At 52.4% G+C, this 22,659-nt stretch carries 24 protein-coding genes and 1 tRNA gene; 15 read left to right on the forward strand and 10 right to left on the reverse strand.

All coding sequences use genetic code 11. The features are described from left to right. Positions 1-146 precede the first annotated feature (146 nt). Positions 147-3,713, forward strand: a complete 3,567-nt coding sequence (gene smc, locus E3E29_RS04970; protein WP_167909934.1) for a chromosome segregation protein SMC — start codon at positions 147-149, stop codon at positions 3,711-3,713. Positions 3,714-3,717: 4 nt separating this feature from the next. Continuing rightward, positions 3,718-4,380, forward strand: a complete 663-nt coding sequence (locus E3E29_RS04975) for a ScpA family protein (protein ID WP_167909704.1) — start codon at positions 3,718-3,720, stop codon at positions 4,378-4,380. Here E3E29_RS04975 and E3E29_RS04980 read toward each other — a convergent pair. Then, the gene (locus E3E29_RS04980; RefSeq protein ID WP_167909705.1) at positions 4,377-4,811 is read right to left on the reverse strand and encodes a hypothetical protein; all 435 of its coding nucleotides are present in this window, start codon (positions 4,809-4,811) and stop codon (positions 4,377-4,379) included. The two genes, E3E29_RS04975 and E3E29_RS04980, sit on opposite strands and share 4 nt — an antisense overlap. A 109-nt stretch (positions 4,812-4,920) precedes the next feature. Here E3E29_RS04980 and E3E29_RS04985 point away from each other — a divergent pair, with 109 nt between their 5' ends. From E3E29_RS04985 to E3E29_RS04995, 3 genes are read left to right on the forward strand one after another with little or no spacing between them, the layout of a single operon-like run. Then, complete coding sequence (locus E3E29_RS04985; RefSeq protein WP_240922745.1) at positions 4,921-5,292, forward strand: DUF5658 family protein; 372 nt, start codon at positions 4,921-4,923, stop codon at positions 5,290-5,292. Between the two features lie 36 nt (positions 5,293-5,328). Then, positions 5,329-7,722, forward strand: a complete 2,394-nt coding sequence (locus E3E29_RS04990; RefSeq protein ID WP_167909706.1) for a DEAD/DEAH box helicase — start codon at positions 5,329-5,331, stop codon at positions 7,720-7,722. A gap of 40 nt (positions 7,723-7,762) precedes the next feature. Further along, positions 7,763-8,401: a peptidase M54 gene (locus E3E29_RS04995; protein ID WP_167909707.1), complete on the forward strand. Its 639-nt coding sequence runs from the start codon at positions 7,763-7,765 to the stop codon at positions 8,399-8,401. A gap of 96 nt (positions 8,402-8,497) precedes the next feature. Here E3E29_RS04995 and pgsA read toward each other — a convergent pair whose 3' ends face one another. After that, positions 8,498-9,070, reverse strand: a complete 573-nt coding sequence (gene pgsA / locus E3E29_RS05000) for an archaetidylinositol phosphate synthase (RefSeq protein ID WP_167909936.1) — start codon at positions 9,068-9,070, stop codon at positions 8,498-8,500. A 5-nt stretch (positions 9,071-9,075) separates the two neighbouring features. Further along, a complete protein-coding gene (locus tag E3E29_RS05005; RefSeq protein ID WP_167909708.1) occupies positions 9,076-9,612 on the reverse strand; it encodes a tRNA (cytidine(56)-2'-O)-methyltransferase in 537 nt (178 codons plus the stop codon). 57 nt (positions 9,613-9,669) lie between these two features. Here E3E29_RS05005 and E3E29_RS05010 point away from each other — a divergent pair, with 57 nt between their 5' ends. From E3E29_RS05010 to E3E29_RS05025, 4 genes are read left to right on the forward strand one after another with little or no spacing between them, the layout of a single operon-like run. Then, positions 9,670-10,440 (forward strand): S-adenosyl-l-methionine hydroxide adenosyltransferase family protein, encoded by a 771-nt coding sequence (locus tag E3E29_RS05010; protein ID WP_167909937.1) that lies wholly within the window; start codon positions 9,670-9,672, stop codon positions 10,438-10,440. Between the two features lie 46 nt (positions 10,441-10,486). After that, positions 10,487-11,026 (forward strand): nucleotidyltransferase domain-containing protein, encoded by a 540-nt coding sequence (locus E3E29_RS05015; protein WP_206205812.1) that lies wholly within the window; start codon positions 10,487-10,489, stop codon positions 11,024-11,026. Continuing rightward, positions 11,016-11,456 (forward strand): HEPN domain-containing protein, encoded by a 441-nt coding sequence (locus tag E3E29_RS05020; RefSeq protein WP_342764668.1) that lies wholly within the window; start codon positions 11,016-11,018, stop codon positions 11,454-11,456. The genes E3E29_RS05015 and E3E29_RS05020 overlap by 11 nt, the downstream gene beginning before the upstream one ends. Continuing rightward, a complete protein-coding gene (locus tag E3E29_RS05025) occupies positions 11,449-12,015 on the forward strand; it encodes a nicotinamide-nucleotide adenylyltransferase (protein ID WP_167909710.1) in 567 nt (188 codons plus the stop codon). Before E3E29_RS05020 ends, E3E29_RS05025 begins: the two co-directional genes overlap by 8 nt. 122 nt (positions 12,016-12,137) lie before the next feature. Here the strand turns inward: E3E29_RS05025 and E3E29_RS05030 are convergent, their stop codons facing one another. From E3E29_RS05030 to E3E29_RS05060, 7 genes are all read right to left on the reverse strand, one after another. Then, positions 12,138-13,298 (reverse strand): MFS transporter, encoded by a 1,161-nt coding sequence (locus E3E29_RS05030; protein ID WP_167909939.1) that lies wholly within the window; start codon positions 13,296-13,298, stop codon positions 12,138-12,140. A gap of 24 nt (positions 13,299-13,322) precedes the next feature. After that, the gene (locus E3E29_RS05035; RefSeq protein ID WP_240922746.1) at positions 13,323-13,601 is read right to left on the reverse strand and encodes a hypothetical protein; all 279 of its coding nucleotides are present in this window, start codon (positions 13,599-13,601) and stop codon (positions 13,323-13,325) included. Next, positions 13,598-14,224, reverse strand: a complete 627-nt coding sequence (locus tag E3E29_RS05040; RefSeq protein WP_167909940.1) for an N-acetyltransferase — start codon at positions 14,222-14,224, stop codon at positions 13,598-13,600. Before E3E29_RS05040 ends, E3E29_RS05035 begins: the two co-directional genes overlap by 4 nt. Before the next feature lie 70 nt (positions 14,225-14,294). Beyond that, the gene (locus E3E29_RS05045) at positions 14,295-15,500 is read right to left on the reverse strand and encodes an ammonium transporter (RefSeq protein ID WP_167909941.1); all 1,206 of its coding nucleotides are present in this window, start codon (positions 15,498-15,500) and stop codon (positions 14,295-14,297) included. 370 nt (positions 15,501-15,870) lie between these two features. After that, positions 15,871-16,680, reverse strand: a complete 810-nt coding sequence (locus E3E29_RS05050) for a GNAT family N-acetyltransferase (protein ID WP_167909712.1) — start codon at positions 16,678-16,680, stop codon at positions 15,871-15,873. A gap of 35 nt (positions 16,681-16,715) precedes the next feature. Beyond that, a complete protein-coding gene (locus tag E3E29_RS05055; RefSeq protein ID WP_167909713.1) occupies positions 16,716-17,879 on the reverse strand; it encodes an MFS transporter in 1,164 nt (387 codons plus the stop codon). Positions 17,880-17,919: 40 nt separating this feature from the next. Beyond that, positions 17,920-18,462, reverse strand: a complete 543-nt coding sequence (locus tag E3E29_RS05060; protein ID WP_240922747.1) for a GNAT family N-acetyltransferase — start codon at positions 18,460-18,462, stop codon at positions 17,920-17,922. 66 nt (positions 18,463-18,528) lie between these two features. Between E3E29_RS05060 and E3E29_RS05065 the strand changes: the two genes are divergently transcribed. The 6 genes from E3E29_RS05065 to E3E29_RS05095 all read left to right on the forward strand — a co-directional run bounded on the left by E3E29_RS05065 (position 18,529) and on the right by E3E29_RS05095 (position 22,543). After that, positions 18,529-19,200 carry a CPBP family intramembrane glutamic endopeptidase gene (locus tag E3E29_RS05065; protein WP_167909714.1) on the forward strand — a complete coding sequence of 224 codons (672 nt, stop codon included), beginning with the start codon at positions 18,529-18,531 and terminating at the stop codon, positions 19,198-19,200. 213 nt (positions 19,201-19,413) lie between these two features. Beyond that, the gene (locus E3E29_RS05070) at positions 19,414-20,271 is read left to right on the forward strand and encodes a CPBP family intramembrane glutamic endopeptidase (protein ID WP_167909715.1); all 858 of its coding nucleotides are present in this window, start codon (positions 19,414-19,416) and stop codon (positions 20,269-20,271) included. Between the two features lie 173 nt (positions 20,272-20,444). After that, the gene (locus tag E3E29_RS05075) at positions 20,445-21,062 is read left to right on the forward strand and encodes a CPBP family intramembrane glutamic endopeptidase (protein ID WP_167909716.1); all 618 of its coding nucleotides are present in this window, start codon (positions 20,445-20,447) and stop codon (positions 21,060-21,062) included. Positions 21,063-21,130: 68 nt separating this feature from the next. Next, complete coding sequence (locus E3E29_RS05080; protein ID WP_167909717.1) at positions 21,131-21,577, forward strand: ArsR family transcriptional regulator; 447 nt, start codon at positions 21,131-21,133, stop codon at positions 21,575-21,577. 10 nt (positions 21,578-21,587) lie between these two features. Continuing rightward, positions 21,588-22,085: a hypothetical protein gene (locus tag E3E29_RS05085; protein ID WP_167909718.1), complete on the forward strand. Its 498-nt coding sequence runs from the start codon at positions 21,588-21,590 to the stop codon at positions 22,083-22,085. A 370-nt stretch (positions 22,086-22,455) separates the two neighbouring features. Next, positions 22,456-22,543 (forward strand) — tRNA-Leu (locus E3E29_RS05095). The last annotated feature ends 116 nt before the right edge of the window (positions 22,544-22,659 follow it).

The raw sequence follows: 22,659 nt of genomic DNA on the forward strand, positions 1-22,659 counted from the left end.
CCACTTTGTTTTATGAAAAAAGGCATATTTAACCTTTTTCATGCACCGTAGTAATCCCTTCCCAGGGATTTAATTCCTGGGGGTTATATCCTCCCCCGGCAAACTTATATAAGAGTGGGAGGCATTTCCAAGTTTAGGTGTCGAATATGCCGTACATTGAGAAGATAGAAATGAAGGGATTCAAATCTTACGGTAACAGAAAAGTCGTGGTTCCCCTCTCAAAGGGTTTCACCGCCATAGTCGGAGCGAATGGTTCTGGGAAGAGCAACATCGGTGACGCGGTTCTCTTTGTTCTCGGAGGTCTCTCCGCCAAGGCCATGCGCGCGACCAGGATCAGCGACCTTATTTTTGCCGGAAACAAGGCTGAACCAGCGGCAAAGTACGCGGAGGTTGCGATGTACTTCAACAACGAGGACAGGGGCTTCCCCATCGACGAGGACGAGGTCGTCATCAAAAGGCGAGTTTACCCCGATGGAAGGAGTAACTACTGGTTAAACGGCAAGAGGGCAACGAGAAGCGAGATACTGGACATGCTGAGCGCTGCCATGATATCCCCGGAAGGTTACAACCTCGTCCTCCAAGGGGACATAACCAAGTTCATCAAGATGTCGCCGACCGAGAGGAGGCTCATCATCGACGAGATATCGGGAATAGCGGAATATGATGCCAAAAAGGAGAAGGCCCTTGGAGAGCTCAAGCAGGCGGAGGAGAACCTCGCCCGTGTCGATCTCCTCATCAATGAGGTAAAGAAACAGCTCGACAAGCTTGAGAAGGAGAGGAACGATGCCCTCCGCTACCTCGACCTGAAGGATAGGGTTGAGAAGGCCCGCGTTTCCCTCCTCCTGGGCGAGATAAGAAAGGTTGAGAACCTCATAGCCGGGAGCAAGGAGAGGGATGGCTCAATCAACGAAGAAATAGAATCTACTGAAAACACTCTCAAAGAGCTGGTGAAGGAGATAATCGCCAAGGAAAGGGAGCTCTCGTCCGTTGAGAAAGAGCTTGAGGAGAAGAGCGAGGACGGCATTCTTGAGGTCACGAGGAAGATCAGCGAAGTGAAGTCGAAGATAGAGATGGCAAAGAGGAACATAGAGAACGCCCAAAAGGAGATAGAGGAGAGCCAAACGAGGCTCGCAAAGGCCAAAGAGGAGCTCAAGAGGGTTTCGGATGAAATCGAGAAGAGCAAGGGCGCGATAACCCGCTGGAGCAAGAGAAGGGAAAAGCTCCTCGTCGAGATAAAAGAAAAGGAAACGGTCAGAAACGAGCTCGTCGTAAAGCTCGGCGAGATAGACAGGAGCTACGCGGTCGCGAGAGAGGAGTTCGACAAGGTTGTGAATGAGCTCGAAGAGGCCAAGAAGGAGCTTTATACGAGAGAAGCAGAGGTAAAGAAGTTCGAAGAGGAGATAGAGCGGCAGAGAACCAAGATAACCCAGGCCAAGATAAGGAAGAACGCACTTAGGGAGGCCATAAACGAGTCCAAGAAGTCCCTTGAAGCCAAGAGGTCGGAGCTGGCCGAGATAGAGGGGAAGATGAGCAAGGCCGAGAGCAGGCACAGAAAGGACGAAAAAGAGCTTGATGAGAAGACCAAAGCACTCAAAAAGGCCGAAGGAGAGCTAGCCAGGGCAAAGGAGGAGCTCATCAAGGCGGAGGCCCAGACAGAGGTAAGGGGAAACAGGGTGGTTGAGTTCCTCAAGTCCCAGAAGATAAAGGGGCTTTACGGGACACTCGGCGAGCTGATAAGCGTTCCCGACGGCACCTACGCTATAGCCGTTGAGGTTGCCCTCGGCGGGAACTACGACAACGTAGTCGTTGAAGACGACCGCGTTGCGGAGAGGGCGATAAAGCTCCTTAAGGAGAAAAAACTCGGCAGGTTGACTTTCCTCCCACTCAACAAGATAAAGCCGCGCTCGATGAGAGAGAAGCCGAAGCTGGGAACTCCCGCTATGGACGTTGTCTCCTACGACCCACGCTTCAAGAACGCCGTGGCATACGCCCTCGGAGACACCCTCATAGTTGACGACATGGACGAGGCCAGAACCGTTGGAATCGGAAAGATCAGGATGGTAACCCTTGGAGGGGAGCTCCTTGAGAGGAGCGGTGCCATAACCGGCGGTCACTACAAACCGAGGGGCAAGTTCGGCGTCAACGTGGACGAGATCAAAAAGAAGGTCGAGAGACTGGAGAGGGGGAAGGAAGCCCTTGAGTCAGCGGTCAATGCCCTCAAGGTGGAGATAAGGGGGTTAGAGAACGAACTCTTCGAGCTCCGTATGAAGAAGAGCGACGCGAACAAGGACCTTGAAGTGCTTCAGAGGGATTTGGACAGACTCCTACGGGAAGACAAGGCCCTTGATGAGGAGATCACCGGGGCGGAGAAGGCGGTAGAGACCCTCACTTCAAAAATCGAAGAGTACAAAGGCGAGATGGCAAAGCTCAGGGGAAGGATAGAGAGGCTTGAAAAGAAACGGGAGAAGCTCAAGAAGGCCCTTGAGAACCCTGAGGCGAGGGAACTGAACGCGAAGATCAGGGAAGTCGAGGGAGAGATAAGCAAGCTGAGGGAAGAGCTGAGCAGGGTTGAGAGCAAGGTCGAGTCCCTTGAGAGCAGGATAAACAACGAGCTCCTTCCGAGAAAGGCAGATTTGGAGGAGGAGATAGAGGGTCTCGTCAACAAGATCAACGCCCTCAGGGCCAACATAAAGGAGAACGAGGAGGCAATAAAGAAGTTCGAGGGGGAGCTGGAGGAGCTCAAGAAGGCCGAAGAGAACGTCAAGGACGAGCTCAAGGAGCTCCGCGAGAGGCGCGAGAGCCTGAAAAACGAGATAACGGAGCTCCGCGAGAAGAAGGACAATATGAGCAGCAGGCTCCAGGAGCTCAGGATAGAGGCCAACACCCTCAAGATAAGGCTCGCCCAGTACGAGGCGGAGCTGAAGGAGAAGCAGGAGGAACTCGGCCACTACGATGGAAAGCTCGTCAAATCCATAAAGGAGATTCCAGAGGACCTTGAGGCCCTCAAGCGCGAGATAGATGAAATGGAGGAGGAGATAAGATCCCTCGAACCGGTTAACATGAAGGCCATAGGGGACTTCGAGGTCGTTGAGAGGAGGTACATGGAGCTCAGCAGCAGACGCGAGCAGGTTCTGGCCGAGAAGGAGAGCATAGAGGAGTTCATCCAGGAGATAGAGGGACAGAAGAGGGAAGTCTTCATGAGAACCCTGACAGAGATAGCAAAGAACTTCTCGGAGCTGTTCTCAAAGCTCTCACCGGGTGGAAGTGCCAAGCTCATCCTTGAAAACGAGGAAGACCCGTTCTCTGGTGGTCTTGAGATAGAGGCGAAGCCGGCAGGAAAGGACGTCAAGAGGATAGAGGCCATGAGCGGCGGTGAGAAGGCTTTAACTGCTCTTGCATTCGTCTTCGCCATCCAGCGCTACAAGCCAGCCCCGTTTTACCTCTTCGACGAGATAGACGCACACCTAGACGACGCCAACGTCAAGCGCGTCGCGGACCTGATCAAGGAGTCCTCCCAGTCAAGCCAGTTCATAGTCATAACCCTCAGGGACGTCATGATGACGAACGCGGACAAGATAGTGGGCGTTAGCATGAGGAACGGCATAAGCAAGGTCGTTGCGTTGAGCCTCGAAAAGGCGATGAAGATACTGGAAGAGGCTAGGAAGAAGAGCGAGGCCGAGCATGAGGAGATGTTCGGTCACCTGCCGGGGTGATAACATGGAGTCCCGATTCGAACCTGAGATAACCCCAGTCGATATACTCCTTCAGCTGGTTCAGATGGGGAAGGTAGACCCATGGAACATCGACATAGTCGACCTAACGGAGAAGTATATCAAGATGCTCCGCGAGATGAAGGAGCTGGATTTACGCGTCTCGGCGAGGGCAATCCTTGCCGCTTCGATACTCGTCAGGATGAAGACGGAGGCGCTGCTGAACGAGGACACTGCGGAGGAGACCCAGGAAAGTGAGGAGAAGATAAGGGTGGACGTGGAGCCGCTGGCCCCGCCAATACGCCGTGTCGAGCGCTACTACACCTTCGACGACCTTCTTGAGGCACTGATGGACGCACTTGAGGAAGCCGAGCGTAGAAAGCCCCGCACAAGAAGGAAGGAGAACATTGAGGAGAGAGTCTTCGTGGTCGACGACTTCCGCGTCGACATCGAGAAGCACGTTTATCGGCTCCACGACGTGGTCGTAAGGCTCTACCATGAGAAAGGAGAACCTATAAAGTTCTGGGAGCTCATCTTCGACCCCACGCCAAAGATAATCGCGAGAACTTTCCTCTACCTGCTGTTCCTCTCCAACATGGGCAAGGTCGACCTCATACAGGAGGAGCCGTTTGGGGAGATACTCGTGGTTCCAGTCGAGGAGAACGCCTAATCTCCCAACTCTTCCCTTTCCCATCTCTTTGCAGGCCGTAGGGTAATAACGAGAAGGGGCGGCTCACTTCCAACGTAAAGACTCCTCTTCTCCCTGTTAAGATAGAAGCAGTACTCACCGTCAGGAATTTCCCTCAGAAATCTAGCCGGGGTGGTTCTCCTCGCCAGCCTCCCATCCGAAAAGACGCACTCGTATTCCTCAGTTACCCGTCCAAGCACCTTGATTATCTCCTCTTTGGACAGCTCTTCGCAGGGGAGCTCAACGCAGACGAGGCTCTTTCTCCCGTCGGTGAAGATGACAACGCCGTCTTTGACATCGATTCTCCGAGAACGATCTAAAAAGTCCCAGAGTTCAGCGTAGATGCTCTCCAGCTTTCTCCTCTTCACAAGCCTCTTTGCCAGCCGTTCCTTTGCGTGCCTCGTCAGGAGCATGGTTATCGATTCACGGAGGGGTTAAAACCTTTGTCAACATACATATGTACCTACACATGTAGGTTATGACTAAGTCGCAAAGTATTTAAGGAAAGATGCGTTAGATGATATGATAAAAATGAGCGCTAAAACTGGGGGGCTGAAGTACGTTCTGGCCTTCTCGTTTTTCTCTGTGCTCGACGCACTGACAACGTGGGCAGGTGTAAAAAGGGGACTTGTAGAGGGAAACCCAGTCATAGCCTCCAGGGTCTCCAACCCGGCCCTTTTCTTCGGCAGCTTTACCCTCTTCACAATCCTTGGAATCGCCGTGATATTCCTCTCACTCAAACTAGAGGAGAGAGTACAGGCAATGGGCTATTTTCCCCCTCTTTTCGTTCTGCTGAAGGCCCTGCCCGTCGTCAACAACGCCCTTCTCCTAACTGGGACAACTCCCCTACAGCTCGCACTCACGACAGCGAGCTTACTGTTCCCCCACCCATGAGAAGATTTTTATCTCCTAAAACACTCTCTTAAAAATATGAAGTACCTCCGCAGAGACCTCATCGAGCCGCGCGTTTACCAAGAGGTTATCTACGCCAAGTGCAAGGAGCGGAACTGCCTCGTTGTCCTCCCAACGGGACTGGGAAAAACCCTGATAGCCATGCTCATCGCTGACTACCGCCTTTCAAAGTACGGCGGAAAGGTTCTAATGTTGGCACCCACCAAGCCCCTCGCGGTCCAGCACGCCGAAAGCTTTAAGCGCCTTTTTGAACTTCCTCCTGAGAAGATAAACGTCCTCACGGGCGAGCTTTCGCCGGAAAAGAGGGCCAAGATATGGGAGGAGAGCGTCGTAATAACCGCAACTCCCCAGACGGTTGAGAACGACATAATTACAGGTAAAATATCTCTCGAAGACGTTTCCCTCCTCGTTATAGACGAGGCCCACAGGGCCGTCGGGAGCTACTCCTACGTCTTCATCGCGAAGGAATACCTCAAGACGGCAAAACACCCGCTCGTTCTTGGATTAACCGCGTCCCCTGGAAGCGACGAGGAGAAGATACGGGAGATAATCCAGAACCTCGGAATAGAGCACGTTGAGGTCAGAACCGAGAACTCCCAAGATGTGAAGCCCTACGTCCAAGGCATTTCCTTCAAGTGGGTTAAGGTTGAACTTCCTGGGATATACAAGGAAGTCCGCTCACTTCTCCGCGAGATGCTGAAGGAGAGCCTCAAGCCCCTCGCCCAGTTCAAGCTCGTCTCGACTTACTCACCGGACATATCAAAGAGGGAAGTCCTCCAGGCCGGCTCCAGAATAAACCAGGAGGTGGCAAGAGGAAACTATGAAATAGGGAGGCTCAGAATGTATCAGGCGAAGGCCGTTAAGCTCCAGCACGCTATTGAGCTCCTCGAAACCCAGGGGCTGACTGCATTGAGCGCCTATCTGAAGAAGCTCCGCGAGGACAAGAGAACCAAGTCCAGCAGACAACTCATGGAAGACCCGCGCATGAGGAAAGTCATTTACCTCCTCGTCCAGGCAAAGGAGAGCGGAGTAGACCACCCCAAGATGGAGAAGCTGAAGGAATTCATCAAAAAGCAAGTGGAGAAAAAACAGAGCTCCAGGATAATCGTCTTCACGAACTACCGCGATACGGGAAAGAAAATCGTCGAGGAGCTCAAGTCGATGGAAATCTCGGCAGAGAGGTTCATCGGACAGGCGAGCAGGGGAAAGGACAAGGGCATGAGCCAGAAGGCGCAGAAAGAAACGCTGGAGCGCTTTTCAAGGGGAGAGTTCAACGTTCTGGTTGCAACGAGCGTCGGTGAGGAGGGGTTGGACGTCCCAGAAGTGGACTTGGTTGTGTTTTACGAGCCGGTTCCTTCGGCCATAAGAAGCATCCAGAGGCGCGGAAGGACTGGAAGGCACAGGCCAGGTCAGGTCACCATACTCATGGCAAAGGGAACGCGCGATGAGGCTTACTACTGGAGCTCCAAGCGGAAGGAGAAGGGAATGTTTGACGCGATAAAGAAAATCGCGAAGGAACTTGAGAGGAAGAAACCGAAGCAAGCTGAAATCAGAGAGGAAACTCTGGAGAGTGCCGAAATGAATAGGGGAAAGATAACCCCGCTGGACGCTTTTCTGAAGCCAAAGAAGTCCGAGAAGGTCGAAGCCAAAGAGAGCGGAGAGGTCGAAAAGGCCGCCCCCCCTGTCTCGGAAGAAAAGCCTGCTGAGAAGACGAAAGAAACCACCGGAGAGCTTCCGATAAAGCCCATCTTTGTCAGAAAGCCGAAGGGCATAGTAGTCTACGTGGACAATCGCGAGCTGAGGAGCGGCGTTCCCAAACATCTGAAAGAGCTGGGTGCTGAGGTTGAGGTGAGAACCCTCGACGTTGCAGACTACGTCGTCAGCGAGGACGTTGGAATAGAGAGGAAGAGCGCCAACGATTTCATACAGTCCATAATCGACGGGAGGCTCTTTGACCAGGTTGACAGGCTGAAGAGGGCCTATGAGAAGCCCGTCATCATAATCGAGGGGAACCTCTACGGAATAAGAAACGTTCACCCCAACGCAATAAGGGGAGCGATAGCGGCGGTGACCCTCGACTGGGGGGTTCCGATACTCTTCTCTTCCGGACCTGAAGAGACCGCCCAGTTCATCTACCTCCTGGCGAAGCGCGAGCAGGAGGAGCGGAAGAAGGAAGTAAGGGTGAGGAGTGAGAAGAAGGCCCTAACTCTGGCCGAGAGGCAGCGGCTCATAGTTGAGGGTCTTCCAAACGTCTCGGCTACCCTTGCAAAGAGGCTCCTGAAGCACTTCGGCAGCGTTGAGAGGGTCTTCACGGCAACGGAGGAGGAACTCCAGGAGGTCGAGGGTATAGGGCCTAAGAAGGCAGGGGAGATAAGGAAGGTTATTACAGCGCCGTACGTTGAGGAAGAATGAGGGGCATAAAACTTAATAAGCGCGGGGAGGCCTTTAGAGTATGCAGAAACCGCCTAGAAAACCACCGGTAATCTACGTCGGTGCAACGTACGTCGGAAAGTTCACGGACAGGGAGTTCATATTTGAGGTCTTCGACGAGGCGAACCGCTATTTTGAGGAGAACGGGATTCCCGTCCGCTTCGTATACCTCGGAAAGCTGGAACTTGGACCGGGTTACCTGATAAACATACCCACGGAGAGCGGCAACGTCAAAGGTTACCCCCTGGAAGCCATAATAGAGGCGCTCTACGCCCGCCTAGTGGCAGAACTCCAGAGGGAAGACGGACTCCCGATAGACAGACTCTTCGGCCTCACAACGTTCCCCCTCGTGTCCAGAAACCCCTACTTCCACCTTTACGAGCGCTTCCTCGGCATACAGCAGGAAATAACCGGAATGAAGGTCATGGTGCTCTCTATCAAACCCTTTGAGTCTAAGAACAGGACTCTGATGAAAAAGCGCGTTCTCAAGGGCGTTCTCCATGAACTGGGGCACAGCTTCGGCCTTGAGCACTGCAGCAACGAGTGCGTCATGAACCCGCCGGAGGACATAGTGGACTGGGATTCAAGGCCCGTTGCGTACTGCAACTCCTGCATGAGAAAACTCCACGGTGCCCTCACCGCCGAACTCCTCCTCAGGTAGGAAAAAGAGAGAAAAGAGGGTCGGTAACGGCAGGGCTCTTCATCGCCACAAGCGGCTCGCCTAGCGAAATTCTCGTCATCCCCGATTTTTGGGTTCTCACTCCTTGAGCCTCCCGTAAGCGGCCCACATCCTCTGGAAGACCGTTACCCACGCAAGGAAGCCAACGAGGTAAACTCCCCACTTCACGTAATCAATACCCACGAGAGAGAAGGCTATCAGGATGAACAGCCTCTCAGCCCTCTCGGCGATGCCAACCGCCAGTTTCCCGGAGCCGGCAAGCTCAGCCCTACAGCGCTCGTAGCTGACCAGGTAGGCACCCATAAACGTCAGGAAAGTCCAGCGCCAGTCGGCGAGGTTTCCAAGGGCTATGCCGAACAGAACGGCCCCGTCGCTTATCCTGTCGAAAGTGGAATCGAGGAAGGCACCGAAGCGGCTGACCTTCCCCGTCATCCTCGCCAGCGTTCCGTCGAGGGCGTCTATGGCTGAGCCAATCAGCAGGATCAGTGCGGCCAGCCTCGGGCTCCTGAGGTAGAAGAGATAAGCTCCAAGGAGGCTTATGAGCAGACCAACAAAGGTTATCGTGTTTGGAGTGGCCCCTACCTTCGCCAGCGGCCTCACGATCGCCTCAAGGTAGCCCTTAACGTTCTCACGGTAGTTGTTGAGAACCATCTCCATCACTCCAGCTCGACGACCTTCTTCCCACTCTCCTGGGGGATTATCTTAAGCTTTGCCCCCTCGAACTCCCGCCTTAGACCTTCGCCTTTCAGCAGTCTGTCGAGGAAAACCGCTAAAGCCGCGACCTCACTGTGGGGCTGGTTCCCAACGGCCACGTTGTAGTCTGCCATCTCGTAAACCTCTCTCGGCACCTTCTCGGCGCCAACCACCACGAGGACGTCTTTTCCTGTCTTCAGCTCCTCCCTGATCTTTGGGATAGCATCATCGATGTGTATCCCGTACATCGTGAGGTGGGATATAACCCCTCCTGACTCCTTCCACTCACGGAGAACCTTCTTCCAGCTCGGATTAAAGGTTATCTCAAAGGGACCACCCCATCTCCTCACGACGTCCTCAACGCTCTCCCTGACGTGCTCGTCCTCTTCGGCCGCTATGATTATCCTCTCGGCACCGAAGGCCCTCGCCGTCAGGGCCACGTGGGTCGTTATCCTCTTGTCCCTCTCCGGTCTGTGTCCAAGCCTAAGCACCGTTATCATGCTCTTCCCCCGGCAACCTCTTAAGGGGGAGGGAATAAATCCTTTCCGGTGGGAAGGATGATAACGCTGACGACCGACTTCGGCTTGAGGGGCCCCTACGTCGGGGAGATGAAGGTGGCCATGCTCAGGGTGAACCCGAGAGCGAGGATAGTCGACGTAACCCACTCCATAACGCGCCACTCAATCATCGAGGGCTCCTTCGTCATGGAGCAGGTTGTTAAGTACTCCCAGAAGGGAACGGTTCACGTCGGCGTTATAGACCCAGGAGTTGGGACTTCAAGGAGGGCCCTGATAATCGAAGGAGAACAGTGGCTCGTCGTTCCGGACAATGGCCTGGCTACGCTTCCGCTCAAACACATCAAAGCGAGAAAGGCCTGGGAGATCGACGTTGAGAGGCTCAGGCACTTCACTGGCTGGGAGGTAAGCTCCACCTTCCACGGCAGGGACGTCTTCGGGCCGGCGGGAGCACTGATTGACAAGGGGATCCCTCCAGAAGAGTTCGCCCGCGAAATAGCTCTTGAGAGCCTCGTTAAACTCGACGTCGAGCCCAGAAAGAAAGGCGATTTTTGGTTGCTCAAAGTTATTTACATAGACGACTTCGGCAACGTCATCCTGAACCTCAAGGGCTATAAAATGCCGAGTGAGGTTGAACTCCCTGGCTTTGCCCTGAGAATCCCGTATCTCAACACATACGGGCAAGTTAAGCCCGGAGAACTCCTTGCCCTGCCCGGAAGCCACGGCTACCTTGAGATAGCGGTGAACCAAGGTTCTGCCGCCGGGAGGCTCGGCCTCAAGGTTGGGGACGATGTGCGGGTGAAGTTAGTTTAAAAATATTGAACGAAAGGTTCAAAAATTTTGAACGAGAGTGTCTATCATGATCCACAGGATTGCATCCACAGAGAAGCGGGAGAGAATACTCGAATACATACTGGAAAAGGATGAGTTTGGGGTTGAGGACGTGAGTGATGCGCTGGGAATCAGTAAGGGACTGGTTTCGCTTTACCTTAAAGAACTCCTTGGGCTTGGACTAGTGGATAAAAAGGGAAGGAAGTTCTTCTTAAAGTCGGGGGCAGAGCTCAGGGAAACAAAGCGATTCCTCAACTTCTGGGCGCTCAGGGATAAAATTCTTCCACTCCGGGAGGAATGGATGCTTGCCCTTGGCATTTATGGCAGTTTTGCTCGCGGTGAAAACAGGCTTGAGAGCGATCTCGACGTCTGGGTTTTGGTCGAGAAAAACGACCCACTCAGGATGATGGAACTCAAAGAGAAGATCGAAACCGTTACTGGCAGAGAAGTTGACCTCCTCGTGCTTACAAAGGAAAAACTGGCCCGTCTGAAGGAAGAAAACCCATACCTGTACTGGAGCATCAAGCTGTCTTCCATCGTGCTGTGGGGTGATCTCAGTGAGGTTTGAGGAATGCGTGAAAAGGGGGTATCTGAGGAGGATGGAGCCCCAGCCGGAGCTCGCCCGCCTTAGCATCCGCAAGGCACGTTCCTTTTTGGAGTCATCGCGGAAGAACCTTGAGATTGGGATATACGACGGTGCACTTGTCATGGCTTACCTTGCACTGTTTCACGCTGCAAGGGCCTTGCTTTTCAAAGATGGGTGGAGAGAGAAGAGCCATACATGCATTTCGGCGTATCTTAGGGAATTCTATGTAAAGCCCGGCAGTCTTGATGTTAAATGGGTGAGGTATCTGGACTACGTTAGAAACCTGAGGCATCAAACCCAGTACGACGTGGGGTTCTCTCCAGACCCAGAGGAGATAATGGATATCCTTCCGAAGATTGGGGAGTTCATAGCGGTAGTTGAAAATACTCTGGGAGGTGAAAGCAATGGTTAAGCGAGGCCTCTTCGTGGGCCGCTTTCAACCCGTTCACAACGGGCATATACAGGCACTCAAGTTTGTTTTTTCGCAGGTTGATGAGGTGATAATCGGAGTTGGAAGCGCTCAGGCAAGCCACACCTTGAAAAATCCCTTCACGACGAGCGAAAGGATGGAGATGCTCATAAGAGCCTTGAACGAGGCGGGACTGGCGGATAAAAGGTACTACCTAATCCCGCTTCCAGACATCAACTTTAACGCGATCTGGGCCACTTACGTGGTGAGCATGGTGCCAAGATTTGACGTTGTCTTTACCGGGAACTCCCTCGTTGCACAGCTCTTCCGGGAGAAGAGCTATGAAGTCATCGTCCAGCCGATGTTCAGGAAGGACATCCTCTCGGCGACCGAGATAAGGCGGCGCATGGTTGAAGGGGAGCCTTGGGAAGAGCTCGTTCCCAAGAGCGTAGCCGAATTCATCAGAGAAATACACGGCGTCGAGAGGATTCAAATGCTTGCAACGAACCTCGAAAAGAACGAGAAGGAGATCCAGGCGCCCATACGGATTCCCGAGTTTTGAGAGAACAGGAAGAAATTCCGACCCCATGGCTGTGTATCTCCTTTTCCCTTTTCACTGGGGTCTACCTTTAATCCATTTCAATTTCTACGGCCTCTGTGCCCCCAGATGACGAGTCGTGAGCTTTACCTTCCTTTTGCAATCCATAGAAGGAACAACCCCGCCACTATGAAACCCAAAAGGCTTGCACCATAGGGCAGGGTTGGGTGGATGCTCGCTAAAGCTCCGGCCACGAGCGGGGTCACGAGTCCGATAACCCTCCGGTAGCTCGATATTGCCGCATGAAGCTCGCTGGCCTTCTCCATCGGAATGAGCCTGAACATCCAGGAGCGGTAAAATGGGAACCAGAAAACGCCGCTAAAGGATTCAATGGCGTAAGCCACCAGAGCAAGCCAGAATGGTGGAGCAAGGGCCATCACGAGGGCGTAGAAAGAGTTGAGAAACATTCCAAGGGATATCGCTTGGAAGCCCTTTTCCTTTGGAATTCTCTCGCTGGCGTAGGTTCCGATTATGGAAGCCAGACTGCTCGCAACGGCTATCAGCGTCACCTCGAAAACGGTCTTGTGAAGGACGAAGACGACGTAATTTATGAGGACGAACTCAGGGGCGAGCTCCCATGCGAGCGTTAATAGCGTTTCAAACGCGAGGAGACGCTTGAACTCACCCGCTTTGAACGTGAAGCCTTCCGGACTTATCCTTTCCTCCTTACCCGCAGAGGGTAGGAAGAGCCAGAGGTAAGTAACAGTAACGACCGAGAAGAGGCCGAAGAAGAGGAAAGTCAGGCGATAGTGCCCCGGCTCTGTGTAGACGTAGCCGAGGAGATAGCCCATTATCGGGAATGTTATAAGCCTGCTAATCTCTGGCAACCTTAGGTGCCAGGCGAATATCTCCTCGTATTCATCTTCGGGATATATTATCTGCTCGTAGGCCCGGTAGAGGGGATACAGGAGCGTTGAGAGCTTCTCGACTGCCCGACCCCCAAAGAGCATAAGCGAAGATATTGCACCACTGGAGAGACCGTACATGACGTAGGCTATCCCGTCGAGGATGTCTATTGCTATCAGGCCCTTTTTGATGTCCCAGCGGTTGAAAAGCCTGCCGAAGAGGTAGGTAAGGGGGATGGCGGCTATGTTGACTGCCGTGAAGAAGGCTCCCACCTCTAAAATCGAATATCCTGTCTTCATAAGGTAGAGGGGAAAGAGAATCCAGACTATCAACCCTGGGGCTATGAGGGTGTGGTAGAGCATGTAGGCCTTGGCCTCTCTGGGGATCTCGCTCCAGCGTATAGGGAAAGGAGAGAGGATTAGCTCTTAACCTTTGCGGAGAAACTTCACGTATATCAGCGCCTCCTTGCCCCACTTAGGATAGGGGTCTATCAGAGCTACCCTCGCGAAGCCCTTCTTTTCGTAGAAACGCCTCGTCTCATCGTAAGGCTGATAAGAGAGACCTCCGAAGGTTTTGACGACGAGGACTTCAAAGCCTCGCTCGATGGCCTTAACGCCGGCCTCGTTGAACCACTCGGGCAGGGCCTTCGCTATCTCAAGGCATACCTGCCTCTCGGCTCCGGTTTCGAGAGGTTTAATCCTCACTCGAGCCATCCCTCTAGGGCGCTGTTCACCAGCTTCAGGAACTCCTCCTTTGTTCCACCCTTTGAGTAGAACTTCCAAAGCAGATACATGAAGCGCCTCTCCTCATCGCTGAACTTTTCGTTCTTCCACCGGAGGATCTTGAAGTCCTCACCGAGTATCTCGATGGTGTGGAAGCTCCCCTCCCTATCTTCGGGTTTGAGTTCCTTAACCAGCTCGATCGTGTTCACAGTGGTGTAACCTACCTTCTTCCAGAACCCTATGGCGTCCCTATCCTGCGGGAGGACGAGGAGGTAGAGGGAGGTGTCGTGCTTGAGAACCTCTTTCTCTGCCCGTTCGACGAGTGCTCTCCCAATTCCTTTTCCCCTGAATTCCGGTCTGACGTAGAGCTCCTCAACCCAGAAGCACCTTTCCCTGCTCGAAAGCCTTATGAACCCTGCCGCTTTGCTGCCTTCTAAGGCGAGAAATATTAAATCAACGTGCTTAAAGTAGACCTCGGCCTCTTTTCTGTAGATCCCCTCTTCACCCGGTTTCCAGCCCTGTTTTTCGCGAAGCTCCTTGAAGAATTCTGCGTACATTGACTGAAAATCACCCAGATTCTCTTCAGTAAGGCGGACGATTTCCATATCGGGCACCGTTATAAGAACGCAGGGAAGCAGAAAAGGCTTTCCATCCTAAGCAAAAATAGAAAAGAATTCAAAGGCTGTAGGCCTCTTCAGCCCATTCGTACTCGTCGAGACCGGTATTCTCGGCCTCCTCCGGGACGCGGACGGGCGTTATCTTATCGGTGACCCACATCAGGATGTAGGTAACGACGAAGGCGTAGATGGCGCACATTACCGCTGCCGCGACCTGTTTGCCGAAGAACCCGACTCCACCATAGATGAGGCCGTTGCTTCCGAGTATTGCGGAGCTTCCGAATATTCCCAGGAGTATTATGCCACTGAAGCCGCCTATCCCGTGGACGCCCCAGACGTCAAGTGCGTCGTCCCAGCCCTTCCTGTTCTTGTAGTCTACGGCGAGGTGGCAGACTATAGCCGCGGTTATTCCGATTATCATTGCCGCCTGCGGGTTAACAAAACCAGCGGCAGGGGTTATCGTGGCGAGTCCGGCTATAGAACCGGTCATGAATCCGAGGGCGCTCCATTTTCCAGTCTTCCAGTAGTCCCAGAACATCCAGGTCACGGCCGCAAATGCCGCGGCCTCCATGGTGTTGACGAAGGCTACGTTGGTGTCCACGTCAACCCTAAGGGCTGAGCCCGCGTTGAAGCCGAACCAGCCGAACCAGAGGAGGGCGGTGCCTATGACGATGAGTGGAAGGCTGTGGTTGCCCTCAAGGACGTGCTTCCTCTTTCCTAGGTAGAATACCGCCGCGAGGGCACCGAAGCCGGCGCTGGTGTGGACGACGAGACCCCCTGCGAAGTCCTCGACTCCCCACTTGGCTAGGAAGCCTCCTCCCCAGAGCCAGTGGGCGAAGGGGAAATACACAAAGATCATCCAGAGGGTCAGGAAGACTATGAAGGCCTTGAAGCGCATTCTGTCAGCGAAGGCTCCCGTCATGAGGACCGGAGTAATTATAGCGAACATGAGCTGATATACCATGAAGGTGAGCATGCTTATCTCGTGGTTCCCGGGGTAGAGGGTGTTGGGGCCGATGTGATCGAGCAGGAAGTACTGGAGGTTCCCGATTACGCCGCCGATGTCCTTGGCAAAGGCGAGGCTGAAGCCGAAGACGACCCAGAGAACCGTTGTCCATCCAGCCGAGAAGAAGTTCTGCATCATCATTGTTACCGCGTTCTTCTTGTTCACCATTCCCCCGTAGAACAAAGCCAAACCGGGGGTCATAATGAAAACGAGGGCAGCCGCTATCAACATGAACCCATCGCTGGCAGGACTAAACATCTTCACCACCTCATTCGATTCGGCCGGAGCCGGAACTTTTTTCGAAAGATTTTCGAGAACCATGCTTTTAGGTGTTCCTTTTCAATATCAAACAATGAACATATTTGGACAATAAAGTCCTAATAGTATTTATCTTGTTTTTTTTAAAGTTTAATGTGACATAAAAAAGATTATATAATACAGATTTTTTAATAATGAATCATGATATCCCAAAGTCATGGAGTTTGAAATACAAACTTAAATACAATATTTAGTGTGCAATCATAACGCAAAATGAAATTGAAATATAAAAATTAAACTAAAAATTATGGGTTTTTATAAAGGTTTTCGTTTTTCTTTTATTGGGACATGTTTTGTATATATCAAGTATTCAGGGCCGCTTTCTGAACACAAGCACGTTGGGTTCTTCCGTCTCGTCCCAGAGGAAGAGACCGAGCCTCTTCAGACCCGGGAGAACCGGCTTCATGCCGCTCGTGAGCATCAGGTCGAACTCCTCCCGTCTCTTTTCCCTTGCCACCCACGCCATCGCCGGCAGCATCGCCCTTATGCAGCCCAGGCCCGCTGACAGCGGCGTGAACGTGATGCCGTCTTTCGTTGCTATGAACTTGAAGCCGCCGGTTTCATAGGCTTCTCCTTTCTCCCTGAGCCACTTCAGGGCTTCCCCACTCCTGTGCACGAACTTCCAGCCGAGGGGGATTATTCCAAGGCCCAGGTCTTCCATCTCAAACTCCGTCGGGGAGGGCTCCTCTGGCTGGAAGTCGGCCACTTTGGCGCCGAGGTTGAAGAACTTCGCTATAACTGAGAAGCCGTCCTTCTTCGCCATCGCTATGCTCTCCCTGTTGAGGAAGTAGGTGGCAAACTCAAGAGCCTCTATTTTACCCTCTTCCACCAGCTCTCTTCCTCTCTGAACTATGAAGTTGTGGAGCATTCTTCCAAAGCCCCTGCCACGGTAGTCAGGGTGTACCCTAAGCCCCTCCATCCATCCCACTTTATTGGGAAGAAGGGTGAGCTTGGCCGTTCCGATTACCCTTCCATCGAGCTCAAGGACGTAGAAGTCCCCGTCTTCAATCCACTCATCGAAGACGCGCGCTAGGTAATCCTCTCCTCCCCATGTCAGCCTTGAAATCTCCTCTATGAACGGTTTATCTTCGGGTTTAGCCTCGCGAATCACAGGTTCCATTGTGGTCCACCTGGGATAGGTTAGTGCTTTGGATTTTATGCTTTTGCTTCCCAAAGAATCTCCCTGAGGGGCAGGAATGCGGCAACCGCCATAGAAAACGCCAGAACCACCAGAATCTGAATTTCCCAGCTTCTCTCAATCATCCACGCAAAGGCCAGCTGCGAAAGCGGAATGACGAGCGTTGCCAGGGCATCGAAGAGGCCCCTCGCCGTTCCAAGGCCTTCAAGGGGGAGGTACTTCTGAAACAGGCTATCGGCGGAAACATTGAGAAGCTCCCCGCCGAAGCCGACGATGAAGACGGCAGAAATCAGGGGGTAAATCGGAGGAAAGCCGGCGAGGAGCAGGGCAACGCTCTGGAGCAACATTCCCAATAGGAGAGGCTTCGCTGCTCCGACCCCTCTCCCGTGGGCTAAATACGCTATGAAGCCCACACCAATAAGGCTCCCAAGGGCGGTGAGCGATTCCATGATACCATAGAGGAATTCTGCCGTTGCAAACTCCTTAAGCCGGGCGAACACGAAGATTCTAAAGCTCCCAAGGGCGAAGTTGAAGAGAAGGAGAGAAGCCAAAACGCCAAGGATAAACCTTCTGGTAAAGGTCTGAGCAGGGCTGGCCGCTCTCTCTTCTTTTGCCGTCACTGAAGATATCTCGACTCCTAAGTAGGGCACTAGAGGGGCCGCCCCAACCGCAAGAAGGAGGGCATCGAGGAGCATCGCCTTAACACCGAAGCGGTAGGCGAGGGCGCCCGCTACGGGAAACGCGACGAGGGAAACGACGTTCCCCACGAGTGAGAGGGTCGCGTTCAGTCCCTGCAGTTCGCTCTCCTCAAGGGTCATTGCAGCAATCAGCGAGAAGCCGTAGTAGCGGTGGAGAATATCCAGCGCCGAGATTCCGGAAACGATGATGTAAAAAGCCCAGAGGTTTGAAGAGAATGGAACTACTATGACAGCCAGGAGGGATTGGAGGAGGAGTGCCAGAAAAGCGAGCCTCACCTTTTTGGGAGTTCTATCAAGACTCTTTCCAAGGAGAGGCGGCAGAAAAATCCAGGGCAGGTGGGTGAAGAGGGCGTAGCTCCCTATGCTTACGAGCGAACCCGTGCCCTTCAGCAGACTCCAGGGTAGGGCAACGGTCTCGATTGCGTCGCCGAACAGCCTCAGACCCGAAGTCAGGAGGTGAAGGCGATAGAGGCGGTGGTTCATAGGACTCGGTAGATTGAAGGCCTTAAATGATTTATTGCGCTCAAGCATGTTCATTTCGAATTAGCTCATAGAACAGCTCATCCACGTATTTTCCATCGCTCCAGACGTGGTCTCTAAGCCTCCCCGCCAAAGTAAACCCGTTCTTTTCGAAAACCTTTATCGAAGCCCCGTTGTCGGCGTGAACCTTTGCCCAGACCTTGTGTAGATTCAGGTGGTTGAAGGCGTAGTTCACCAGAAGGACCACCACTTCGGTTCCGTAGCCCTTCCCGCGCTCTTCTGGGACCAGGTAGTAGAATATCTCACCCCACCTCGCCTGGTAGTTCACCCAGTTAAAGCCCGCCACACCAACGAACTTTCCGCCCTGGTTTTCAACCAAGGCAAAAGTGGGCATTTTGTCCTTGTTCTTCTTCATCTCTTCGTAGAACTCCTCTTCCTCCTCTGGAAGGGTGAAATAAGCGGAATTGAAGAGGGCCCTGGCGGTGCTCCGCTCGTTGAACCACTCCCAGCTTTTTTGGAGGTCTTCCTTGAGGAGAATTCCAAGCGACACTTTTTCGCCCTTCAGGATTAGGGGCCTCATAGTCATCCCTGAAATTACAACACAAAAGAGTTTTAAAAAGTTTTCATGTAAAGTTATTTCGGGAGATGTGGGATGGAGCGGTGGAGTAGAGGTGTCCTTTTAACCCTGTTTCTAACCGCAATGGTGCTCTCGAACAAGTTCATCAGCTTGGGTTCAATTCACATGTTTCTGTGCCTTGGGGAGATAATATTTCTTGTATTTGCGGTTGTAAAGCTTTCAGGTTACACCAGAGGGGAGCTTGGCCTCGGTGGCGAGTTTCATCCCATTAAACACATCCTGTTCCCATTTGTTTTCTTCATTTTTCCTCTTGTCGTTGTGGCGTTCGTTCCACACAATGCCATGCCACCTTGGAAGTTCCTCCTTTACTTTCTGAACTATCTCATCATAGCAGGTCTCATTGAGGAACTGCTTTTCAGGGGTCTGCTCTTCGCTTCCCTTGAGGAGAGGTTCGGTGGATGGGCCGCCCTCTTCGGAAATTCAGTAATACACTGGCTCGCTCACTTTGCCGTTGGACTCAACATCAGCCAGCTCATCGCAGCATTAATACTCTCCTCCTACAGGCTCGCCTTCAGGAGAATAGAGCCGTTGATATTAGTCCATGGACTCTGGGACGCGGTGTTCATAGCACTAAACCCAAAACTTTTAGGTTGGTGGGGTATCGTCATTATGTTCCCCCTTGTAGGAGCTCTCTTCTCAATATTAGTGTATGATGTTTCCAGAATTTCAAAAGCAGGGCATTCATAGCACCATGCTGGCCAGCCATATGAAAATCGGCACCTTGAGGCTCTTTGTTCTCCCCTTCAACTAGAAGGCCGTCACTAAGTGGTTAGGAATAAAGTGGAGAAGACCCTGAGGAGATTTTTGAAAGAAAAAAACAGTTTGAGGGGATTCAACTTTTTACCACAGAAAAGATCATCACCATCATAGAAAGGTTTTAATATATTACCCTAAATTAGAATGGGTGGTGCCATGAACCCACTGATTGTATTCACCCTGGCGTTCTTCCTCTTCATAACGAAAGCCCTGTATACTAAGCCACTCGTAAAGGTGTTTCAGAGAAAATTTGGGGAGATAGCCGGCTACTGGCTCTTCACATCGTTCTTCACGGTTCTTCTTGCAGTCTTTGTGACCCTCCTCTGTCCTGGGGTTTACTTCGTCCGCTGGGATTTCCCTGTAAGGGATTTCCTGATCTTTTTCTCACTAGCACTTTTGAGCTCCATCCCAGCCATCCCAGAATTCCGGGATTTTTTCCACCCTAAAAGCAAGGAAGAAAGGAAAGAGCTGGAGCTTGTGAAAAGCCTTACCTTTGCTCAGGCGGCCGCTATCCAGGTTATAAGCGCCGCCCTGCCGGAGGAGCTGGTGAACCGCTACATTTTCTTAGGCTTAATCTCGCTCTGGAATCCGTTGGTCGGCCTCGTTGGGATTTCCATTTTCTTCGGTCTGGCCCACAAGTTCTCCCATTCCAACAGGCGCTGGGGCATGTTGTTATTCAACACGCTGGTCGGCCTCGTCCTCGGCTGGGCCTACCTCTACACTGGCAGTCTCCTTCTGGTGATGACAATTCACTGGCTTGGGAACATGCTTCCCTGGGCATACTTGAGGTATGCGAGTGCTAGAAAGGCGATCCTGGGAACGACGATCCTTTTTGCAGTCTTGCCTCCAGTGATCCTCAGGAACGAACTAACTAAGGCCATTGATTATCTCAGCGGCATATACTCAACCAGCGGCTTGCTTTGGGGAGCCCTTATAGGACTTTCCATGCTGGGTGTTGCTTACGCCGTGCTTTTAATGCTGAAAAGGGGGAAGAAAGCATGATCTTTAGCCCCCGCTCCCCTCTTCCAGGTGGCTCAACCTCACGTGCTCTCGCAGGAATTCCCGAACTTCCACTGCATTGGAGCCGATGCCAAGCATTTTATACAAAGAATCCTCAAGAAGAGACATTGAAAATCTTGAGAGAATAATTAAAGTCCTCCCCGAGGTGACCAAATATGCTTGAATATATCATAGCGTTCCTCCTCTGGCTCCTTGTTTTTATTCCCTCCTCCACATTAGCCTCAATTATCGTTCAAAAGAACAGAAAAGCAGCGGGTTTTGCAATTCAGAGCTCTTTCATAGCTTTTTCGCTCCTTTTGATGTTCTTCCTCAGAGTTCCCATAAACTTCTCTCCATCGCGCCTCCCAGAGACGTTTTTAGGTGGCTTTCTTCTCTCGTTGGTGCTCAATATCATTTGGAAGCTGTTTGGAGTGGAGATGAACCCACCTGATCTCCCCGAAGGAAAACTGGAGCTCTTCTTCCTTCTCCTCGTCATTGCTCCCATTGGTGAGGAGACTCTCTACAGGGGGCTCCTGGAAGGGTATTTGCTCTCTAGCGGAGTGTTCTGGGGTGCGGTCATTTCTTCGGCGGCCCTCTTCGCGTTCCCCCACTGGATGGCCTTTGAGGGGAATTCCTCTGGAAGGGCTTTAGCAGTCTCTGGGGTATTCCTGGTCGGTCTTTCGGTGGGCTATCTCTTTGCTATTACCCGCTCTCTCCTAACGGCCTTCCTCTTCCACTCTGCGGCGAATCTGACGGGACTTGTTGTAGGAGGATTAGAGAAGAAGCTGGGCTGACCTGTATGGAAAACAACTGCTCAACCATGACCACAACCCCTAAATGATTGAGCACCCAACTACTAAACATGTCCGATGAAGACCTCACCAGGGAAGTCCAGGAGCTCAAAAAGACCCTTGAAGCCATGAGGGCGAGCTTCGAGATCGTTTCTCAGATGGCCCAGTCCTACCTCCGGCTCCTCAACCTCTACGCAGAGTATGGAGGGCTGGGGGTGGACGTCGTCATCCCAGAGATAAAGCACGACCCCATAGCGAGGGAGATCGTGAAGATACTCTTCGACCTCAGGAGGGCGAACGTGAGCGAGATCGCAAGAGAACTCAAGGGAAGGCGCGGAAAGGCCTCACGCAACACCGTGAGGGCAAAGCTTGAGGAACTGGAGGAACTTGGAGTCGTGAGGGAAATTCCAGCAGAGGGAAGCAGGGGAAAGGTCTACGCGCTCTCCAGAGATGTGATCAAGAAGTGGTTAGACCTGATCGGAATGCCAATTAGGTTTGAGCAGACTAATGATGATTGAGGTGGTTGATATGGTGAACGCGGAGAAGATTGAGAGGCTGGTTGACGAAATCGCTGAGGAAATGAAGAATGCAAAAAGCCCAGAGGAGCTCGATGCTCTAGAGAAAAAGGTGGATATGCTCGAAGACCTTATAGAGGCGGTCGAGGGCGACAAGGACATCGAGAAGGCGGCCCAGCTGATGGACAAGATTGGGCCGATGATGGAGGACATCATAGGGCCGATAAAAGACCTCATCACCGAGCTATACAGCCCCGAGAAGATGGCGGCAATGGGCAAGAGCGTCGCCGACTTCTACAAGAACCTTGTTGAGGCTGGAATGGACAAGGAGACCGCCACGGAGCTGACGAAGGAGTACATGAAGAGTGTGAATGCCGCAAAGAGTCTGATGGAGATGCTCCAGGGCTTAATAGCAGGTAGAGGCGGACACAACGTCAACATAAACATACCCAGCAAACCGAAGAAGGTCAGGGAAGTCGAGATCGAGGAAGAGGAGGGGAGGGAAGAGTGAACTTAGTCTGCTCTCCCCTTAAGCTTCTCTTTTTACACATCCCAAGGTTTCTCTTCCAAATTGCGGGAATAATTCGGATTGTCAATCGCGGAAAGAGGGCCTTCAAAAAGGCTCTGAAGAAGCAGGGCCTACCGGAAGATGTTGTTAATGTTCTCGTCGAGGAGTTCTCGGTGGATGTTAACTGGAGAGAGATTCTAAGGAAAAATATGTAAACTTAAACAGACTTTTGATTCTGACGATGAGTTCCCATTCTGAATCTCTAACTATAACATAGTGCCCGCACTATAAAATGGTCAAGAGGCAATCTTCATTCCACCTTTAGACCATAGAAAAATTTATAAACCCCGCTCAAGCCTTATAGTTTGGCGACGCGGGGGTTGCCGAGCCTGGTCAAAGGCGCGGGATTGAGGGTCCCGTCCCGTAGGGGTTCCGGGGTTCAAATCCCCGCCCCCGCACCACAACAGCCCTTTCTGACGAAAGCGCTGGCGGAAAGATTGCGTGCTTTCTAAAAAAGGAAATTCTCGAGGGGGTTTACCAACAAAATTGTCGTTTCATAGGGTTTGCTCTCCTCAAG

Source organism: Thermococcus sp. Bubb.Bath (assembly GCF_012027595.1).
GTDB lineage: Archaea > Methanobacteriota_B > Thermococci > Thermococcales > Thermococcaceae > Thermococcus.

What these genes read in the sequence shown, in the direction of transcription:
- smc (WP_167909934.1), top strand. Translation starts at nt 147, where the DNA reads ATGCCGTACATTGAGAAGATAGAAATGAAGGGATTCAAATCTTACGGT.
- E3E29_RS04975 (WP_167909704.1), top strand. Translation starts at nt 3,718, where the DNA reads ATGGAGTCCCGATTCGAACCTGAGATAACCCCAGTCGATATACTCCTT.
- E3E29_RS04980 (WP_167909705.1), bottom strand. Translation starts at nt 4,811, where the DNA reads ATGCTCCTGACGAGGCACGCAAAGGAACGGCTGGCAAAGAGGCTTGTG.
- E3E29_RS04985 (WP_240922745.1), top strand. Translation starts at nt 4,921, where the DNA reads ATGATAAAAATGAGCGCTAAAACTGGGGGGCTGAAGTACGTTCTGGCC.
- E3E29_RS04990 (WP_167909706.1), top strand. Translation starts at nt 5,329, where the DNA reads ATGAAGTACCTCCGCAGAGACCTCATCGAGCCGCGCGTTTACCAAGAG.
- E3E29_RS04995 (WP_167909707.1), top strand. Translation starts at nt 7,763, where the DNA reads ATGCAGAAACCGCCTAGAAAACCACCGGTAATCTACGTCGGTGCAACG.
- pgsA (WP_167909936.1), bottom strand. Translation starts at nt 9,070, where the DNA reads ATGGTTCTCAACAACTACCGTGAGAACGTTAAGGGCTACCTTGAGGCG.
- E3E29_RS05005 (WP_167909708.1), bottom strand. Translation starts at nt 9,612, where the DNA reads ATGATAACGGTGCTTAGGCTTGGACACAGACCGGAGAGGGACAAGAGG.
- E3E29_RS05010 (WP_167909937.1), top strand. Translation starts at nt 9,670, where the DNA reads ATGATAACGCTGACGACCGACTTCGGCTTGAGGGGCCCCTACGTCGGG.
- E3E29_RS05015 (WP_206205812.1), top strand. Translation starts at nt 10,487, where the DNA reads ATGATCCACAGGATTGCATCCACAGAGAAGCGGGAGAGAATACTCGAA.
- E3E29_RS05025 (WP_167909710.1), top strand. Translation starts at nt 11,449, where the DNA reads ATGGTTAAGCGAGGCCTCTTCGTGGGCCGCTTTCAACCCGTTCACAAC.
- E3E29_RS05040 (WP_167909940.1), bottom strand. Translation starts at nt 14,224, where the DNA reads ATGGAAATCGTCCGCCTTACTGAAGAGAATCTGGGTGATTTTCAGTCA.
- E3E29_RS05045 (WP_167909941.1), bottom strand. Translation starts at nt 15,500, where the DNA reads ATGTTTAGTCCTGCCAGCGATGGGTTCATGTTGATAGCGGCTGCCCTC.
- E3E29_RS05050 (WP_167909712.1), bottom strand. Translation starts at nt 16,680, where the DNA reads ATGGAACCTGTGATTCGCGAGGCTAAACCCGAAGATAAACCGTTCATA.
- E3E29_RS05055 (WP_167909713.1), bottom strand. Translation starts at nt 17,879, where the DNA reads ATGAACCACCGCCTCTATCGCCTTCACCTCCTGACTTCGGGTCTGAGG.
- E3E29_RS05060 (WP_240922747.1), bottom strand. Translation starts at nt 18,462, where the DNA reads ATGACTATGAGGCCCCTAATCCTGAAGGGCGAAAAAGTGTCGCTTGGA.
- E3E29_RS05065 (WP_167909714.1), top strand. Translation starts at nt 18,529, where the DNA reads ATGGAGCGGTGGAGTAGAGGTGTCCTTTTAACCCTGTTTCTAACCGCA.
- E3E29_RS05070 (WP_167909715.1), top strand. Translation starts at nt 19,414, where the DNA reads ATGGGTGGTGCCATGAACCCACTGATTGTATTCACCCTGGCGTTCTTC.
- E3E29_RS05075 (WP_167909716.1), top strand. Translation starts at nt 20,445, where the DNA reads ATGCTTGAATATATCATAGCGTTCCTCCTCTGGCTCCTTGTTTTTATT.
- E3E29_RS05080 (WP_167909717.1), top strand. Translation starts at nt 21,131, where the DNA reads ATGTCCGATGAAGACCTCACCAGGGAAGTCCAGGAGCTCAAAAAGACC.
- E3E29_RS05085 (WP_167909718.1), top strand. Translation starts at nt 21,588, where the DNA reads ATGGTGAACGCGGAGAAGATTGAGAGGCTGGTTGACGAAATCGCTGAG.